Source organism: Pseudomonas canadensis, from assembly GCF_000503215.1.
In the GTDB taxonomy this organism is placed as follows: domain Bacteria; phylum Pseudomonadota; class Gammaproteobacteria; order Pseudomonadales; family Pseudomonadaceae; genus Aquipseudomonas; species Aquipseudomonas canadensis.
This window is the reverse complement of sequence record NZ_AYTD01000001.1, coordinates 1-17,036: the sequence shown is the minus strand read 5'-3', so window position 1 is coordinate 17,036 and position 17,036 is coordinate 1. Positions and strand designations below refer to the sequence as shown.

11 protein-coding genes and 3 rRNA genes are annotated in these 17,036 nt (G+C 56.2%); 5 read left to right on the top strand and 9 right to left on the bottom strand.

The features are described 5' to 3' along the window. Positions 1 to 93: 93 nt before the first annotated feature. The 5 genes from U367_RS0100070 to U367_RS0100050 all read right to left on the bottom strand — a co-directional run bounded on the left by U367_RS0100070 (position 94) and on the right by U367_RS0100050 (position 4,438). Entirely contained in the window at positions 94 to 1,014 is a 921-nt protein-coding gene (locus tag U367_RS0100070; RefSeq protein WP_028615213.1) for a LysR family transcriptional regulator, read from the bottom strand. 52 nt (positions 1,015 to 1,066) lie between these two features. Then, complete coding sequence (locus U367_RS0100065; protein ID WP_028615212.1) at positions 1,067 to 1,693, bottom strand: TonB family protein; 627 nt, start codon at positions 1,691 to 1,693, stop codon at positions 1,067 to 1,069. A gap of 99 nt (positions 1,694 to 1,792) precedes the next feature. Continuing rightward, a complete protein-coding gene (locus U367_RS0100060) occupies positions 1,793 to 2,641 on the bottom strand; it encodes an ABC transporter permease (RefSeq protein WP_012721565.1) in 849 nt (282 codons plus the stop codon). Positions 2,642 to 2,652: 11 nt separating this feature from the next. Next, on the bottom strand, positions 2,653 to 3,504 hold the full coding sequence (locus U367_RS0100055; protein ID WP_028615211.1) for an ABC transporter ATP-binding protein: 852 nt from the start codon (positions 3,502 to 3,504) through the stop codon (positions 2,653 to 2,655). Positions 3,505 to 3,544: 40 nt separating this feature from the next. Further along, on the bottom strand, positions 3,545 to 4,438 hold the full coding sequence (locus U367_RS0100050; RefSeq protein WP_028615210.1) for a TauD/TfdA dioxygenase family protein: 894 nt from the start codon (positions 4,436 to 4,438) through the stop codon (positions 3,545 to 3,547). 322 nt (positions 4,439 to 4,760) lie between these two features. Here U367_RS0100050 and U367_RS0100045 point away from each other — a divergent pair, with 322 nt between their 5' ends. From U367_RS0100045 to U367_RS0100025, 5 genes are all read left to right on the top strand, one after another. Continuing rightward, positions 4,761 to 5,459: a GntR family transcriptional regulator gene (locus tag U367_RS0100045; RefSeq protein ID WP_028615209.1), complete on the top strand. Its 699-nt coding sequence runs from the start codon at positions 4,761 to 4,763 to the stop codon at positions 5,457 to 5,459. 375 nt (positions 5,460 to 5,834) lie between these two features. Then, positions 5,835 to 6,593 carry a DUF3050 domain-containing protein gene (locus U367_RS0100040; RefSeq protein WP_028615208.1) on the top strand — a complete coding sequence of 253 codons (759 nt, stop codon included), beginning with the start codon at positions 5,835 to 5,837 and terminating at the stop codon, positions 6,591 to 6,593. Then, a complete protein-coding gene (locus U367_RS0100035) occupies positions 6,590 to 7,537 on the top strand; it encodes a diiron oxygenase (RefSeq protein ID WP_028615207.1) in 948 nt (315 codons plus the stop codon). The genes U367_RS0100040 and U367_RS0100035 overlap by 4 nt, the downstream gene beginning before the upstream one ends. Continuing rightward, entirely contained in the window at positions 7,534 to 10,902 is a 3,369-nt protein-coding gene (locus tag U367_RS0100030; protein WP_028615206.1) for an amino acid adenylation domain-containing protein, read from the top strand. Before U367_RS0100035 ends, U367_RS0100030 begins: the two co-directional genes overlap by 4 nt. Before the next feature lie 19 nt (positions 10,903 to 10,921). Beyond that, complete coding sequence (locus tag U367_RS0100025) at positions 10,922 to 11,380, top strand: SRPBCC family protein (RefSeq protein ID WP_028615205.1); 459 nt, start codon at positions 10,922 to 10,924, stop codon at positions 11,378 to 11,380. Positions 11,381 to 11,418: 38 nt separating this feature from the next. Here the strand turns inward: U367_RS0100025 and U367_RS0100020 are convergent, their stop codons facing one another. The 4 genes from U367_RS0100020 to U367_RS0100005 form a co-directional block, all read right to left on the bottom strand. Then, on the bottom strand, positions 11,419 to 13,299 hold the full coding sequence (locus U367_RS0100020; protein WP_028615204.1) for a methyl-accepting chemotaxis protein: 1,881 nt from the start codon (positions 13,297 to 13,299) through the stop codon (positions 11,419 to 11,421). Between the two features lie 284 nt (positions 13,300 to 13,583). Continuing rightward, a 5S ribosomal RNA gene (rrf, locus tag U367_RS0100015) occupies positions 13,584 to 13,699 on the bottom strand. Positions 13,700 to 13,808: 109 nt separating this feature from the next. Continuing rightward, positions 13,809 to 13,924, bottom strand: a 5S ribosomal RNA gene (gene rrf, locus U367_RS0100010). Between the two features lie 156 nt (positions 13,925 to 14,080). Beyond that, positions 14,081 to 16,972 (bottom strand): 23S ribosomal RNA (locus U367_RS0100005). Positions 16,973 to 17,036: the final 64 nt, after the last annotated feature.

The following is a 17,036-nucleotide window of genomic DNA, read 5'->3' as shown; positions in this document are numbered from 1 at the left end:
AAAGTTACTTATTGGCAGGATATAACTGCGCCAGACGCAATCCTTAACGCGTGTAGGAGCCGGCTTGCCGGCTGCTACAGAGGTCTTGGGGTGTCAGGTGGGCTGCGCTTCGAGCCAGGTGGCGTGGCAACTCTCGCGCATGGTTTCGCGCAGCCATTTGTGAGCGGGGTCTTTATCGAAGCGCGGGTGCCAGGATTGGGCGAGAACCAGTGTTGGCAACGAGATTGGCAGGGCGAACGACCGCAGGGGCAGCTTCAGGCGATTGGCGCTCAACAGCGCTTCCTTGGGCACCGGCAGCAGCAGGTCGGAATCGGGCAGCATGAACATCGCGCCGTGAAAACCGGGGGCGATCATCGCGACACGGCGCTCCAGGCCCTGGGCGTTCAACGCGGTGTCGATAGGCCCACGGGCAATGCCGCGCCGCGAGATGCTGATGTGGGAATAGCTGGCAAAACGTGCAGCGGTGATTTCTTCGTCGAACAACGGATGATCTTCCCGCGCCAAGCCGACAAAAGTGGTGGAGAACAGGTTCTGCACCTTCACTTCGGGGGTGACCGGCAGGGTGTTGCTCACGCGTAAATCCAACCGGCCTTCACGCAGGGCTTCGTCATCGGTGTCGCCTTCGGGCACGAAGCACAGCTCGCACAATGGCGCCATGCGCTCCATGGTGTCGAACAGGCGACCGCCATACACGCCGATGAAAAAGTCATTGGCGCGCACGCTGAAGCGACGGCGCAATGTACTCAAATCCACTTGGTCCGCCGAACGGAACAGCAGCGCCGCCTGCTCCACCACGTTGCGCACCTGGCCTTGCAACTGCAGGGCTTTAGGCGTTGGCACCAGGCCGCGACCGGCGCGCACCAGGATCGGGTCGCCGACGGCTTCGCGGATACGCGTGAGGGTGCGACTCATGGCCGCCGGGCTGAGGTTCATGCGGCGTGCGGCGCCCACTACACTCCCCTCGTCGAGCAAGGCGTCGAGGGCGACCAGCAGGTTCATATCCGGTAGTTGCATGCCAAGCACTCGTGACCCATCGAGAGTGAACTGGGCGCAATCGTAGCAGGCTTTACAGGTAACGCTTCAAATTGCGCGGCAGGTAATCCGCGTAGGCGGCCTTGGGATGAGCCTGGCATTTGCGCACGATGTCCGGCAGGGAGTTTTCCAGTTCGTCGGCGCGCGTCAGGCCTTCGTTGTAATCGCTTTTGCCGCTCAACGCCGGGAACATCACCGCCACCCGGGTAATGGCAAAACTCTTCATCGCAATCAACGGCCGGCTGGGATGCTCACGACGGAACTGGCTGACTTCTTCCGTCAGTGCACTGCAGGATTGGTAAGTGGTTTGGGTGAAGGTAAGCTGAGTCGCTTCCTTCTTAGGCGGTTCGGGCGTGAAAATCATATCGTTCTGCGCGTCGAGCACCGCCGGCCGATCGGCACTGACCGTCCACGGCTTGAAGCGCCAGAGTGTAGCCGCAGCCACGGCAGCCTCACCAAACGCCGGCTTGGTGGCGCTGAGCGCTTTGACATCACTGACCGTACCGTCGTTGTGAATATTCAAGCTGATGCGCGCATGCCCTTGGGTGAAGGTCAGGTGACTGGGATAAAGCGGCTTGGGCATGCTGACCACCTCGGGCACAAACTCCGCGAAGACCGAGGTCGACAGTAACAAGGCCGCTGCCAAAACAAAAAACCGCATCGTCGTAAATCCTTTTACCGGGTACGCCTGACGCCAAGGGGGCGTCAGATTCCGTCAGCATTATCGGGTTCACGGCGGACAAAGAGCAATCATTCCTGTTTAGCGCTGCATACCCCAACGCTTCACGGTCAGGCGCTCAAAGGTGTCAAATACCAGGTTTTCCACGAGCAGTCCGATCAGGATCACCACCGCCAGTCCGGCAAACACCTTGTCTGTGTACAACTCGTTACGGTTCTGGAAGATGTACCAACCCAGGCCGCCCTTGCCACTGGTGGCACCGAACACCAACTCGGCGGCAATCAGCGTGCGCCAGGCAAATGCCCACCCGATCTTGAGGCCTGCGAGGATCGACGGCAGTGCCGCCGGGATCAAGATAAACAGCACAAAACGCATGCCCTTGAGGCCATAATTACGCCCGGCCATGCGCAGGGTTTCGGACACGCCGAGGAACCCGGAATACGTGTTGAGCGCCAGCGCCCACAACACTGAATGCACCAGTACAAAGATCAGGCTGTTCTGCCCCAGGCCAAACCACAGCAGCGCCAGCGGCAACAACGCGATGGCCGGCAGCGGGTTGAACATCGAGGTCAAGGTGCTCAGCAGATCGCGGCCCAATTGGGTCGACACCGCCAAGGTGGTCAGGGCAAACGCCAGCACGATGCCGATCAGGTAACCCTTGATCAGCACCACCAGTGAAATGCTCACCTTGCTCAGCAATTCGCCGCTGAGCAGGCCGTCGTACAGCGCGTGAAAGGTTTGCAGGAAGCTCGGCAACAACAGGTCGTTGTTCTGGTAGCGCGCGACGGCTTCCCAGAGGATCGCGAGCACGATCAGGATCAGGCCTTTGCGCAGCCAGCCTTGTTGCCACAGCCGTTGGCGCAGGGGCAGTTCGCGCTCGACAGGGACGCTGAGCAGCGGTTCTAGGGTAATTTCATATTCCTGGCGCATGGATGTTCCCCTTAATACGCGATGCGGATATCAGCGAAACCCAACTCACGTTCGGCCTCGGGCGCTTCATCGAACAGCAAGCGATGAATCCGCCGCGCCGACGCCTGGAATTCCACACCCCCGAGGCTGTGCAGGTCGTATTGATGGCTGTGGATTTCGGCACGCACGCGCCCTGGATGAGGCGAGAGCAACAGGATGCGATTGCCCACCACCAGCGCTTCTTCGATGGAGTGGGTGACGAACAACAGGGTGAAGCGCACCTCCTCCCAAAGCAGCAACAGTTCTTCCTGCATTTTGCGTCGGGTCAGGGCATCGAGGGCAGCGAAGGGTTCGTCCATCAACAGGATTTTCGGCTGCATGGCCAACGCACGGGCGATGGCGACACGGGCCTTCATCCCGCCGGAAAGCGTGTGGGGATAGGCATCGGCAAACGCCGTGAGGCCGACTTTGTCGAGGTAGTGCAGCGCGCGCTCTTCGGCCTCGGCGCGCTTCAAGGTTTTCGAAGCCAGCAATGGGAACATCACGTTCTGTTTGACGGTTTTCCACGGTGGCAACTGGTCGAATTCCTGAAACACCACGATGCGGTCCGGGCCCGGTTGTTCGACCTTTTGCCCCAACAGGCGGATCTCGCCTTCGCAGGGCTTGATAAACCCGGCGATGGACTTGAGCAAGGTGGATTTGCCGCAGCCCGAGGGGCCGAGCAACACGAAGCGGTCGGCAGGGTCGATCTCGAAACTCACTTGGTGAGTGGCCCGCACCACGCGTTCGGGGGTGCGGTATTCAAGGCTTACATGGTCTACCGCCAGCAGCGGTTCGACAGCGTTCAAGTTGCTGGCCGCGTGGCCTGGCAAGCGCGCGTTCATTTCAACTCTCGTGCGATTGGGGGAAGGAGTGCAAGCCCTTTCAAAAAGGCGCGTCGCCCTGGATGGTGGTGCGGTACAGCTTGCGGCGCAGATGGCTGGGGCAGCCGGCGGCCAGGTGAATCAGCGAGCGGTTATCCCAGAACACCAGGTCGTGGGGCTGCCATTGGTGACGATAGATGTTTTGCGGCAGTACGCTGTGTGCATAAAGCTGGCCGAGCAGATCACGGCTTTCGTCTTCGGGCAGACCGAGGATACGTGTGGTGAAACCCTCACTGACGAACAGCGCTTTGCGGCCGTTTTCCGGGTGGGTGCGCACGACCGGGTGTACGACTTCCGCAACCTGGGCGAGCTGCTCAGGGGTCAACGTGGGGCGCCAGTTGCCTTCGAATTTGGTTTCGCTGTAGCGCGCGGTGTAGGAGTGCGCCGCCCTGCGGCCTTCAACAGCGTTGCGCAGATGTTCCGGCAACTGGTCCCAGGCTTTATGCATGTCGGCGAATAAGGTGTCGCCGCCCTCAGAGGGCAGCTCCTGGGCATGCAGCATTGAACCCAGGCTTGGTAGTTCTTTATAGGACAGGTCCGAATGCCAGAATTTTCCCGCATCCCCCAGGCCGATGGATTGGCCGTTTTCGATGATATTGGAGACGATCAGGATTTCCGGATGGTTAGCCAACAGGAATTGTTTGAGTACATGGATCTGCAGCACGCCGAAGCGACGGCTAAAGGCAATTTGTTGCTCGGGAGTGATACGTTGGTCACGAAAGACCACGACATGATGATCGAGGTGCGCGCGATGAATCCGCGCAAAGTCATGGTCATCGATCGGTCGGGTCAGATCCAGGCCTATGATCTCGGCCCCCACGCTGCCGGGAAGCGGGCGAATCTCGAAGGCTTGGGCGGTAAGGGTCGCTGTTGAAACAGTAGAGGCGGCGGACATGAATTCACTCCCGGTCAGACAGGAGCGTGACTTTATAGATATAAGACCAGCACTTTAAATACCGTTAGTGAATATCTATAGACTGGAATGTGCCGGTGAATGCCCATTGCCGGCACTCACTCTGAAATAAATCCGCAACGCGAAGCGTTCAGTTCAGAGCATGACTGTAAGACGTTGCAAAAATACTGTGTGAGCACCAAGAGCCCCATGTTTAGCCGCTTACAAGCCGAAAACCTTGCCCGTTTGACAAGCTGGTAGGCAGTCTCTAGTGTTCATTGGATCCAATTAGCCATGCCCATTCAAGTAGTAGGATAGCGTAGCCGTGACGCAGAAGCCGAACCCTTTGAACAGCATCAAGATCAGCGGTCCTATTCCCGCCCATCTTGCTCGTTCCGTGATTGAAGAAACCTTGCGTAACGCCATTCTCGATGGTCGATTGCCGTGTGGGACTGCCATGCGCCAGCAAGAGTTGGCCAGCCTGTTTGGGGTCAGCCGCATGCCGGTGCGCGAGGCCTTGCGACAGCTTGAAGCACAGTCATTGCTGCATGTGGTGACGCACAAGGGTGCAGTGGTTGCGCCATTGATCGAAGACAATTCGGCTGAGACCTACGCCCTGCGCATGCTGCTGGAGTCCGAAGCGCTGCGCTTGTCGACCCCATTGCTAACCGCCGCCGATATTGCCGAGGCAGAGGCCTATATAACTGCCCTGGAACAGGAAAAGGACTATACCGAGATTGGCCGCCTGAACCGCCTGTTTCACATGGTCCTGTATGGCAAGGCACCCAATCAGCGATTGCTCAAGCTGGTCGAGCACGGATTGAATGAAGAGGAACGTTTTTTACGCTTCAACCTTGAGGCAATGGGACTGGGCGAGACCTCCCAGGAAGATCACCGCGAATTGCTGAACCTGGTGGCGCAGAAAAAGATCGAAGAAAGCATCCTGACACTGCGCAATCACCTGACGCGTGGCATGGAGGTCATCGCCACTTATCTCAATGGCCTCGGCGCGCCCGACAGATAGTTTTCCCAGCACTTCGCTTTGACCCACAGACATTGCGGGGTTTCTCCCATCCGGGGTGAGCTCCGCGCTGACACTTCCAACTTATAAGCCTTATTAGATTAAGTCTACTTCCACTCCGGAAACTTCCCACCGTTATAAAACAATTCGCCCACCACATGTAACTTTTCGAAAAAACATCTCATACACTTATAACCTCACCCCATCACTTAATCAGCTTATTATCGCTCACTGATAGTCAAATACTTAAATTGACCTTGCCAGCTCAAGTGTATGGCGCCCCCCGTCTTGTGCCTGGTTAAACGTTAGCTGTCTTCTTCCGGCTGCAAGAGCCATCACTGCTCCACGAGCAGTTGCAACAACTTATAGGCATCAACCATGCACCCAACTTTGCTTCAACAAAAGAAACAACAATTATGCAACCACCTGTTATTTGAAGAAATAACTTCACTTAGCAAGTTACAACTTTTTATGGAAAGCCACGTATTTGCAGTATGGGACTTCATGACCCTTACCAAACGCCTGCAACAAGATCTGACTTGCACGCGACTACCCTGGCTTCCGCCGACTGACCCACATGCCACACGCCTTATCAACGAGATCGTGCTGGGCGAAGAGTCGGATGAGCGTCCCGAGGGAGGTTATTGCAGCCATTTCGAGCTGTACCGGGAGGCGATGATCGAAGTGGGCGCCAGCACCGCCGCCATCGACACCTTTATCACGCTACAACGTCGAGGCCTCGAGGCTCGGGCAGCGTTGCAGCAGATCGATGTGCCACCGGGCGTGTCCCGCTTTGTCGAAAGCACCCTGCTCATCGCCTTGAACGCCCCTACCCATTCTGTAGCAGCGGCGTTCCTACATGGCCGTGAAAGCGTCATCCCAGCAATGTTTGAACGCTTGTTGCAGGGTAGCGAAGTCATCAATCGACAGGCTCCCGTCCTGGTCCATTATATGAACCGTCACATCGAACTGGACACCCAGGGCCATGAGCCCGGGGCGCAACAGTTGCTCCAACACCTGATCGGCAACGACGTGAACCACAAGGAACAAGCCAATGAAGCGGCTCTCGATGCCGTGGAAAACCGCATAGCGTTCTGGGACACCGTACGGGCCTCGTTGCAGGCGGTGCACTCATGAATAGCGCTGACTACCGCTCCATCGCAGACGACTGGGAGCGCCGTGCAACCATTCGTACACGGCCTCGGCGCGTATTGGAGAACGACGAAAACCTGATCTATCCACTGAGCCGTCAACCCCTGGTATTGGGCGCGACGTTTCTCGATCACTGTTCGCAATGGCGCGATTTTGTACTGGTACAAAGCTTCTACAAATTCATCAATGACGTGGTGATTTTCGAAACCGAAATCGTCGATGACGTCGCCCGCCGCATCGCCAAGAACCGCTTCGCCGTGCCCTTCCCCCTCGCCTGTCGCTACGATGCAATGACCATCGTGGTGGACGAGGATTATCACGCTCTGGTCGCGCTGGACTTTCTGCAACAGGCCGTGGCAATGACCGGCATACAACCACTCGACCTGCCCGCGCAAATCGAACTCAGCCGTGCCCTGCCCGCAGCCCAGGCGCTGGCGCCTTCGCACCTGCGTGATGCCGTCGGGTTGATTGGTGTGGCCATCGCCGAGAACACCGTGACTCATGACGTGGCAGCTTTCGCCAAGGACGACAGCGTCAAGTCGTCGATCCGCGGCATGATGGCCGATCATCTCTTTGACGAAGGACGTCATGCCCAATTCTGGACACGCCTGGTTCGCCTGTACTGGGAGGCGGCGAGCCCGGAAGATCGCGACATCATCGCCCACGTCCTGCCAACATTTCTGGCCCACTACCTGACCAACGACCTGCAGAAATCCTTTGACCTGCAACTGATCGAACACCTGAACGTCAGCGCCAGCCTCCGCCAGGCACTAAGGGAAGAAATAGACGCACTGGATTTCCCCATCACCCGACAACACCCGATGATCGGCAACATCACGAGTTTTCTGCACCATAGCGGTTTGTTGCAGACGCCAAGCGTGGCACACGCCCTGAGCGACTATTTACAACTGGCCGGGAGAGCAGCATGAGATGCCTGACCATTGGATGGGTCGGTGTCAGCCAAGCCCTGGACCGCGTAAAGCAAGCCCTGGAGCAATACGGCCATAGGTCCGGTGAAGAAGCCGTCGACTTGGTGGTCGAAGACGGGAGCCAGTCATTGCCAAAGCACTTGGCAGAAGTCGCCCATATCAGCCTGCGCCTGGGCATCGGCCCTCTGACCGAACACGGGCTGCCTGCACTGCAATTGCGCGGGTATGACCGCAACCGACACCTGCTAGCTGTACTGGAGCTGGCAGCAGAGCCCAGCGGAAATGGCCAGCGATTGCGTTTGCAAGCAACGCAGGTGCTGGCGGAATGGGTAGCGTTGCAGGTCAGCAGCTTCGCACGTGACCCTGAGTATTTGCCGCCAGAGGCACATGCCAATGCCTGGCCTGAGCAAGACCTCCTGCGGCTGGACGTGCTGGCGTTTGAGCATCGGTTCAATCGTACGGCAGACCCAGCGCTGTTGCAGGCGGCTCAAGTACCCATGATCGAACGATTGCAGGCCAGCCTTCTTGCCTTCGCCGAGCGACCCGCACTGTACATTGCGGGCAACGTGACAACTTACCGGCAACTGCAGGCTCAGACCCTGGCCATCCAGCAACAGCTGGAACCGTTACTGGAGGGCATTGAGCGCCCAGCCGTGGTCGGTGTTTGCCTGGAGAAGTCCGTCGAATTGTACGCCAGCATTCTCGCAGTGCTCGGCTGCGGCGCAGTGTACCTGCCATTGGCACCGAGTGACCCGCCACAGCGCCAGCAGGCCATGCTGGACAGCGCAGGGGCCCGCGTTTTGCTGGATGGCGGCGCCCACCCGTTGCGTGAGCATTTCGTTTCACTGGATGTGAGCACTTTTGGCATACCACACACAGCAAGCCCCTCGCAGCATGCCACGGAGCTTGAATCACCGTGCATGGCGCTCTTCACTTCGGGCTCCACGGGACGGCCCAAGGGTGTGCTGCTCAGCCAGGCCAACCTCGCCCACTTCACCGCCTGGTTTGGTAGCCAAATGGCGCTGAGCGAACAGAGTCGCGTGTTGCAGTTTGCCTCAGTGAATTTCGATGCATCACTGATGGATATTTTTCCCACCCTGATCGCCGGCGCACAATTGATCGTCCCCAGCGAAACGCAACGGCGCGATCCGCTGCAATTGGTCGAGTTGATCCGCCAACAACACATCAGCCACGCGTTCCTACCTCCGGCGCTGCTCAGCATCCTGCCGCTGGATCAACCCCTGGGTTTGATGCATCTGTTCACCGGTGGCGACGCCTGCGAGCCCTACGTGATCGAGCGTTTGGCGGGTCAATGCCACCTTCACAATCTCTACGGCCCCACCGAGGCGACGGTACTGGTCACCCATCGAACGCTGCAGGTCGGGGACAGCAATCGCAACGTGGGCCGCCCCATCGCCAACAGCCAGGTGTTGATCCTCGACGATGAGCTGCAACCCGTGGATGAACAGGTAATAGGCGAACTCTACATCGTCGGCCCGGGAGTAAGCCTGGGGTATTTGAATGCCGTGCAGTTGCCCGTCTCCCCCTTCATAAAGCTAGCCCTGCCGGGTGGCCAGACCGTGCGCGCCTATCGTAGTGGCGACCTCGCGAAATGGACTGCCGAAGGTATCGAGTTGGGCGGACGGCGGGACTCGCAGGTGAAAATTCGCGGAATTCGGGTCGAGCCTCAGGAAATCGAACAGTGTCTGCGCGCCAGTCGACTGTATCGCCAACTGGCGGTGGTGATTGATGATAAATACAGGATTCGCAGTGTCGTCGCCCAACCAGAACCTGGTGCCACTCTGAGCGACCTGAAGCAGCATGCACAACAGTGGCTGCCAGACTATTTGCAGCCTGGCGTGTGGACCGAACTACCCAGCCTGCCTTGCTCAAGTAACGGCAAAATCGATCGCGCGGTCTTACTCGCATTACCGGCCCAACCGACGTTGACGGGCGCTGGGCAGACTGCGCAAACGCCCCTTCAAATGCAACTGGTGGCGTTATGGCGTGAGTTGCTGCGGTTGCCCATGGAAGCGCTGTCGATTGATGACAGCTTCTTCAATCTTGGCGGCCACTCCATATTGCTGTCGACGCTGTTGCTGCGCATTCGAAAGCAATTTGGCCGCAGCCTGCCTTTGAACCGATTTTTTGAAACACCGACGATCCGTACCCTCGCGCTGTTGATTGAGAATGGTGCGCTGCCCGACACGTCTTCCGGTCTTGCGGTACGGGATGCACAGCGTGAAAACGTTATTCAGGTATTGCCTGAGCAAAGCGCCGGTGATCGCGGCAGAGTCATCGTGACAGGCGCCAACAGCTTTATTGGTGTGCATATTGTCGAAGCGCTGCTGGCAAAGGGTGCCAAGCACGTTGCATGTCTGGTGCGAGAGCATCCAGACCAACCGGCAGCTGCGCGATTCACCGAGGCATTGCGCGAGCACCGTCTTGAACACTTGGACTTGAGCCGGGTGCAGGTCTATGCCGCGGATATCAGCCAGCCACGCCTGGGTTTGGCTGACGATACGTATGAACACCTTGCACGCAACTACGGTGTGGTTGTGCACAACGCAGCGCAGGTCAATCACGTGATGGATTATGCCTCGTTGGTAAAAGACAACGTAGACCCCGTGCTGGAGTGTCTGCGCCTGTGTGAGACCCACTGCAAAAAAGTGCTCAATTACGTGTCGACCTTGTCGGCATGCAGCAACATCGACGCGGATGGCCACGTCCTCGAAACGCCTGCCGCGTCGACCCCTCCCATTTACATCAAAAATGGCTACAACTTGTCCAAATGGGTCGCCGAGCGCTGGCTGGGGCACGCGGTAACACAAGGTTCCTGGGTGAACATTCACCGCCCGGGAAACATCAGCTTCAACACCCGAAGCGGTGTTTGCCAGCCACAGCAAAATCGTCTGATGCTGATGCTCAAGGGCTCGCTGCAATTGGGTGTGGTGCCTTGTTTCGAGGTGAATTTCGACCTGATGCCTGTGGATTTTTTTGCTGGCTTCGTTGCGTTCCACTGCGGCCGTTTTGAAGCTGCGCGATACGTATTCAACCTGCATAACCCGCAGCCTTTGAGCTGGGCTCAGTATCTTGATGCGTTCAACCAGGCGGGCTACGTATTCGACCGGGTCAGTGTCGCGCACTGGCAGCAGGCCTTACGCACCGTCAGCCGCGAAAACGCACTGTTTGGTGTATTGGGCTTTTATCTGGATGAGCTAGGTGAAGACATTGGCGACACTTCAATGATCCATTGCGCCAACGCGCGTAAGGTCGTGGAAGAAATGGGTGCCCACTACCCCGAAAAGACCCCGTCGCTGCTACGCAAGGGCTGCGACCACCTCAAAACCATAGGCTTTCTTTGAACCGCTTCAGGACATCCCCATGAAACCGCTGCAACCCGATACATTGATTCACAACCCACGTGGAACGCCTGTGGTGACCTCTGTCGTGGTCGACTGCGAGGCCACCCGACTGTGGAGCGTGGTGGGTCACTTTGCAGGCTTTGATGCCTTCATTCCCGCCCTATCCCACATCGAAATGACAGGTGAGGGCGTGGGCGCTTTACGCACCAAATTCTTCCACAATGGTCATTGTGTCGTGGAACAACTCAACAGTCGGGACGAACAGGCCATGTGTATGACCTGGACCACGATTTACAACACGTTGGGCCTGGCGCGTTTGTGGGCAGCGATGCACGTTGAAGCACTTGGCTCAAGCCGCTCCAGGGCAACATGGACACTGATCGGCGAGCCGATAGAAATGGCGCAGGCGGGGTTTGAGCAGTTTGTGCGAGAGTTCGCCGAAAGCGCACTGGGGAATGTGCGCCAGATGCTTGGTTGAAGAACAGGAGCGAGACATTCGCTCCTGTTCATTCAGACTCAGATTTTGAAGCTGTCGACCAGTTGTTTCAAACGGCTGGCCTGTTGAGACAACGCGTCACAATCCTTCAACGTTTCGTTGAGATTGGTCACGCCTTGCTGGTTCAGCAGGTTGATCTGGTTGATGTCGACATTGAGTGTTTCCACCACAGCCGTCTGCTCTTCGGTGGCGGCAGCGACGGATTGGTTCATGCCATCGATTTCAACGATCCGCTGCGTCACGCTGATAAGCCGCTCACCGGCCTGGTTGGCCACCTCGACACTTTCTTCGCTGGAGGCCTGGCTGGCGTTCATGGTGGTAACCGCTTCACGCGACCCCACCTGCAGTGAGGTGATCATCTTGTGGATCTCCTCGGCGGACTCCTGCGTACGGTGTGCCAGGTTGCGCACTTCATCAGCGACCACGGCAAACCCACGACCCGCTTCTCCGGCACGGGCAGCCTCGATCGCAGCGTTGAGCGCGAGCAGGTTGGTCTGCTGGGAGATGCCTTTGATCACATCAAGGATATGACCAATGTTGTCGGTGCTAGCGTTCAGGGTCTCGATCTGGGTGCAAGACAGGCTGATCTTTTGCGACAGTTCCGACATTGCCAGGATGGTTTGCTCTACCACTTTGCGTCCATCATCAGCCTGTTCGCTGGCACCGCTGGCATGCTGCGAAGCGTCGGCAGCGTTACGTGCGATTTCCTGAGTAGCGGCACCCAATTCGTTGATCGCGGCAGCCACACTGTTGGTGCGCGCGCTCTGTTCGTCGGAGCCGATGATCGAGGCGTTGGAAGATGCCATGACACGCTGGGACAAATCATGCACTTGGCGTGTTGCAGAAGACACCTCGGAGATGGAGGCGTGGATACGCTCTACGAACTGGTTGAACGCGCTCCCTACCTCACCAAACTCGTCTTTACTGGTGACATCCAAACGACGGGTCAGGTCGCCTTCGCCCTGGGCAATATCCTGCATGGCAACGCCCATGGTGGTCAGAGGACGCAGCAAAACTTGGATCAGCAGGCTCAAGAGTACTGCAATCGCCACCACGGCAATCAACATGGCTATCAGCGCTGAGGTACGAAATTTACCCAACGGTGCGTAGGCCTTGCCTTTATCGATCGAAAGACCGATATACCAATCCGCACCTGGCAGGCCGCTCACAGGCGTGAACGACAAGATACGTTCCTGGCCATTAAGGATCACTTCCTGACTGACCTTCTCGATACGCACCTGAGTGCCAGGGTAGATGTCCTTGAGGTTCTTCATCACCTGATCTTGGTCGGGACTGACGATGACCTGACCATCGCCGCTGACCAGGAACGCATGACCGATACCACCGAAGTCCACCGAGTTGATGATCTTCACCAGGGTTTGCAGGCTCAGGTCACCACCAACGACACCCAGTAGCTCACCATTCTTTTTCACCGGCAAAGCGATAGTCACGATCTGCCCGCCTACCGCCGCCATGTAAGGCGGAGTCAGCATAGTTTTGTCAGCAGCCACAGCTTGTTTGTACCAGGGGCGCTGGCGTGGGTCGTAGCCATCGGGCATCTTCGCGTCGGGGCGCTGCGTGAATACGCCGTTGGTTTGACCGACATAGGTGAACTGGAAGTTGGCAGTGAAGGCGGGTTGATCGACCAATCCCGGAAGGTCTGCGCCATTGCCCTGATGGGCTACGTTTTGCGCCAGACTTTCGAGTACCAGTATTCGCCCACTAAGCCAGTTTTGCACGCTGCTAGCAGTGAGCTCACCGGATTGCTGAATGGACGACTCCAGGTTCTGCTTGATGGTGCTGCGTTGCAGGTAGTCGTTGTAGAGGGTGAATAACGCGAAGGCCAGAACCACGACGCCTGACGCGGCCAACAGAATTTTATGACTGAACTTGAGATTCATTTCATCGACTTCTTTTGCCAAAGGGGGGTGAGCGTGCCGAGTGGAACATTCCATGTAGCGGTATAGGCGGACTCTCGGGCCGCTCTATTTCGGTGCACGCATGGCTCGTCAGGCTTTCGGCCAAGGCTTGGCAAATCTTAGGAATTTATGAGGTGTTTCCTTTTTTTATGTAGGAAACCGACCAGCGGTAGGCATTTGCGAGGAGATTACGAAGCGCAGTGACTTAATAGTCCTAAACGACAAAACCCCTGTCTGCGTTAGCAAACAGGGGTTTCGGAATTCAATCTTGACGATGACCTACTCTCACATGGGGAAACCCCACACTACCATCGGCGATGCATCGTTTCACTGCTGAGTTCGGGATGGGATCAGGTGGTTCCAATGCTCTATGGTCGTCAAGAAATTCTGTGTATCGGACCGTTGCGCTAGCGACGTGCCGATGAAATTCATGGACTTCTACATAAACAAAACCCCTGTTTGCGTTAGCAAACAGGGGTTTTGGAATTTAATCTTGACGATGACCTACTCTCACATGGGGAAACCCCACACTACCATCGGCGATGCATCGTTTCACTACTGAGTTCGGGATGGGATCAGGTGGTTCCAATGCTCTATGGTCGTCAAGAAATTCGGGTACTGAGTCGTGGCTTATGCCTCGCTTCAGCAAATTGGGTATGTGACAGCTTTCGGTGTTTTGTGAGCGTCGAACTTTCGGTTCATTTTCGTCTTCACACACCGCAATCTGATGCTCGTTAGAGTAGTCAAATTGCTTGGGTGTTATATGGTCAAGCCTCACGGGCAATTAGTATTGGTTAGCTCAACGCCTCACAGCGCTTACACACCCAACCTATCAACGTCGTAGTCTTCGACGGCCCTTCAGGGAACTCAAGGTTCCAGTGAGATCTCATCTTGAGGCTAGTTTCCCGCTTAGATGCTTTCAGCGGTTATCTATTCCGAACATAGCTACCCGGCAATGCCACTGGCGTGACAACCGGAACACCAGAGGTTCGTCCACTCCGGTCCTCTCGTACTAGGAGCAGCCCCTCTCAAATCTCAAACGTCCACGGCAGATAGGGACCGAACTGTCTCACGACGTTCTAAACCCAGCTCGCGTACCACTTTAAATGGCGAACAGCCATACCCTTGGGACCGGCTTCAGCCCCAGGATGTGATGAGCCGACATCGAGGTGCCAAACACCGCCGTCGATATGAACTCTTGGGCGGTATCAGCCTGTTATCCCCGGAGTACCTTTTATCCGTTGAGCGATGGCCCTTCCATACAGAACCACCGGATCACTAAGACCTACTTTCGTACCTGCTCGACGTGTCTGTCTCGCAGTCAAGCGCGCTTTTGCCTTTATACTCTACGACCGATTTCCGACCGGTCTGAGCGCACCTTCGTACTCCTCCGTTACTCTTTAGGAGGAGACCGCCCCAGTCAAACTACCCACCATACACTGTCCTCGATCCGGATAACGGACCTGAGTTAGAACCTCAAAGTTGCCAGGGTGGTATTTCAAGGTTGGCTCCACGCAGACTGGCGTCCACGCTTCAAAGCCTCCCACCTATCCTACACAAGCAAATTCAAAGTCCAGTGCAAAGCTATAGTAAAGGTTCACGGGGTCTTTCCGTCTAGCCGCGGATACACTGCATCTTCACAGCGATTTCAATTTCACTGAGTCTCGGGTGGAGACAGCGCCGCCATCGTTACGCCATTCGTGCAGGTCGGAACTTACCCGACAAGGAATTTCGCTACCTTAGGACCGTTATAGTTACGGCCGCCGTTTACCGGGGCTTCGATCAAGAGCTTCGCGTTAGCTAACCCCATCAATTAACCTTCCGGCACCGGGCAGGCGTCACACCCTATACGTCCACTTTCGTGTTTGCAGAGTGCTGTGTTTTTAATAAACAGTCGCAGCGGCCTGGTATCTTCGACCGGCATGAGCTTACGGAGCAAGTCCTTCACCCTCACCGGCGCACCTTCTCCCGAAGTTACGGTGCCATTTTGCCTAGTTCCTTCACCCGAGTTCTCTCAAGCGCCTTGGTATTCTCTACCCAACCACCTGTGTCGGTTTGGGGTACGGTTCCTGGTTACCTGAAGCTTAGAAGCTTTTCTTGGAAGCATGGCATCAACCACTTCGTTAACTAAAAGTTAACTCGTCATCAGCTCTCGGCCTTAGAATCCCGGATTTACCTAAGATTCCAGCCTACCACCTTAAACTTGGACAACCAACGCCAAGCTGGCCTAGCCTTCTCCGTCCCTCCATCGCAATAACCAGAAGTACAGGAATATTAACCTGTTTTCCATCGACTACGCTTTTCAGCCTCGCCTTAGGGACCGACTAACCCTGCGTCGATTAACGTTGCGCAGGAAACCTTGGTCTTTCGGCGTGGGTGTTTTTCACACCCATTGTCGTTACTCATGTCAGCATTCGCACTTCTGATACCTCCAGCAAGCTTCTCAACTCACCTTCACAGGCTTACAGAACGCTCCTCTACCGCATCACTTACGTGATACCCGTAGCTTCGGTGTATGGTTTGAGCCCCGTTACATCTTCCGCGCAGGCCGACTCGACTAGTGAGCTATTACGCTTTCTTTAAAGGGTGGCTGCTTCTAAGCCAACCTCCTAGCTGTCTAAGCCTTCCCACATCGTTTCCCACTTAACCATAACTTTGGGACCTTAGCTGACGGTCTGGGTTGTTTCCCTTTTCACGACGGACGTTAGCACCCGCCGTGTGTCTCCCATGCTCGGCACTTGTAGGTATTCGGAGTTTGCATCGGTTTGGTAAGTCGGGATGACCCCCTAGCCGAAACAGTGCTCTACCCCCTACAGTGATACATGAGGCGCTACCTAAATAGCTTTCGAGGAGAACCAGCTATCTCCGAGCTTGATTAGCCTTTCACTCCGATCCACAGGTCATCCGCTAACTTTTCAACGGTAGTCGGTTCGGTCCTCCAGTTAGTGTTACCCAACCTTCAACCTGCCCATGGATAGATCGCCCGGTTTCGGGTCTATTCCCAGCGACTAGACGCCCTATTAAGACTCGCTTTCGCTACGCCTCCCCTATTCGGTTAAGCTCGCCACTGAAAATAAGTCGCTGACCCATTATACAAAAGGTACGCAGTCACCCAACAAAGTGGGCTCCCACTGCTTGTACGCATACGGTTTCAGGATCTATTTCACTCCCCTCTCCGGGGTTCTTTTCGCCTTTCCCTCACGGTACTAGTTCACTATCGGTCAGTCAGTAGTATTTAGCCTTGGAGGATGGTCCCCCCATATTCAGACAAAGTTTCTCGTGCTCCGTCCTACTCGATTTCATGACTAAGAGATTTTCGCGTACAGGGCTATCACCCACTATGGCCGCACTTTCCAGAGCGTTCCGCTAATCTCAAAGCCACTTAAGGGCTAGTCCCCGTTCGCTCGCCACTACTAAGGGAATCTCGGTTGATTTCTTTTCCTCAGGGTACTTAGATGTTTCAGTTCCCCTGGTTCGCCTCTTGCACCTATGTATTCAGTACAAGATAACCATCTTATGATGGCTGGGTTCCCCCATTCAGACATCTCCGGATCAAAGTCTGTTTGCCGACTCCCCGAAGCTTTTCGCAGGCTACCACGTCTTTCATCGCCTCTGACTGCCAAGGCATCCACCGTATGCGCTTCTTCACTTGACCATATAACCCCAAGCAATCTGGTTATACTGTGAAGACGACATTCGCCGAAAATTCGAATTTCTCA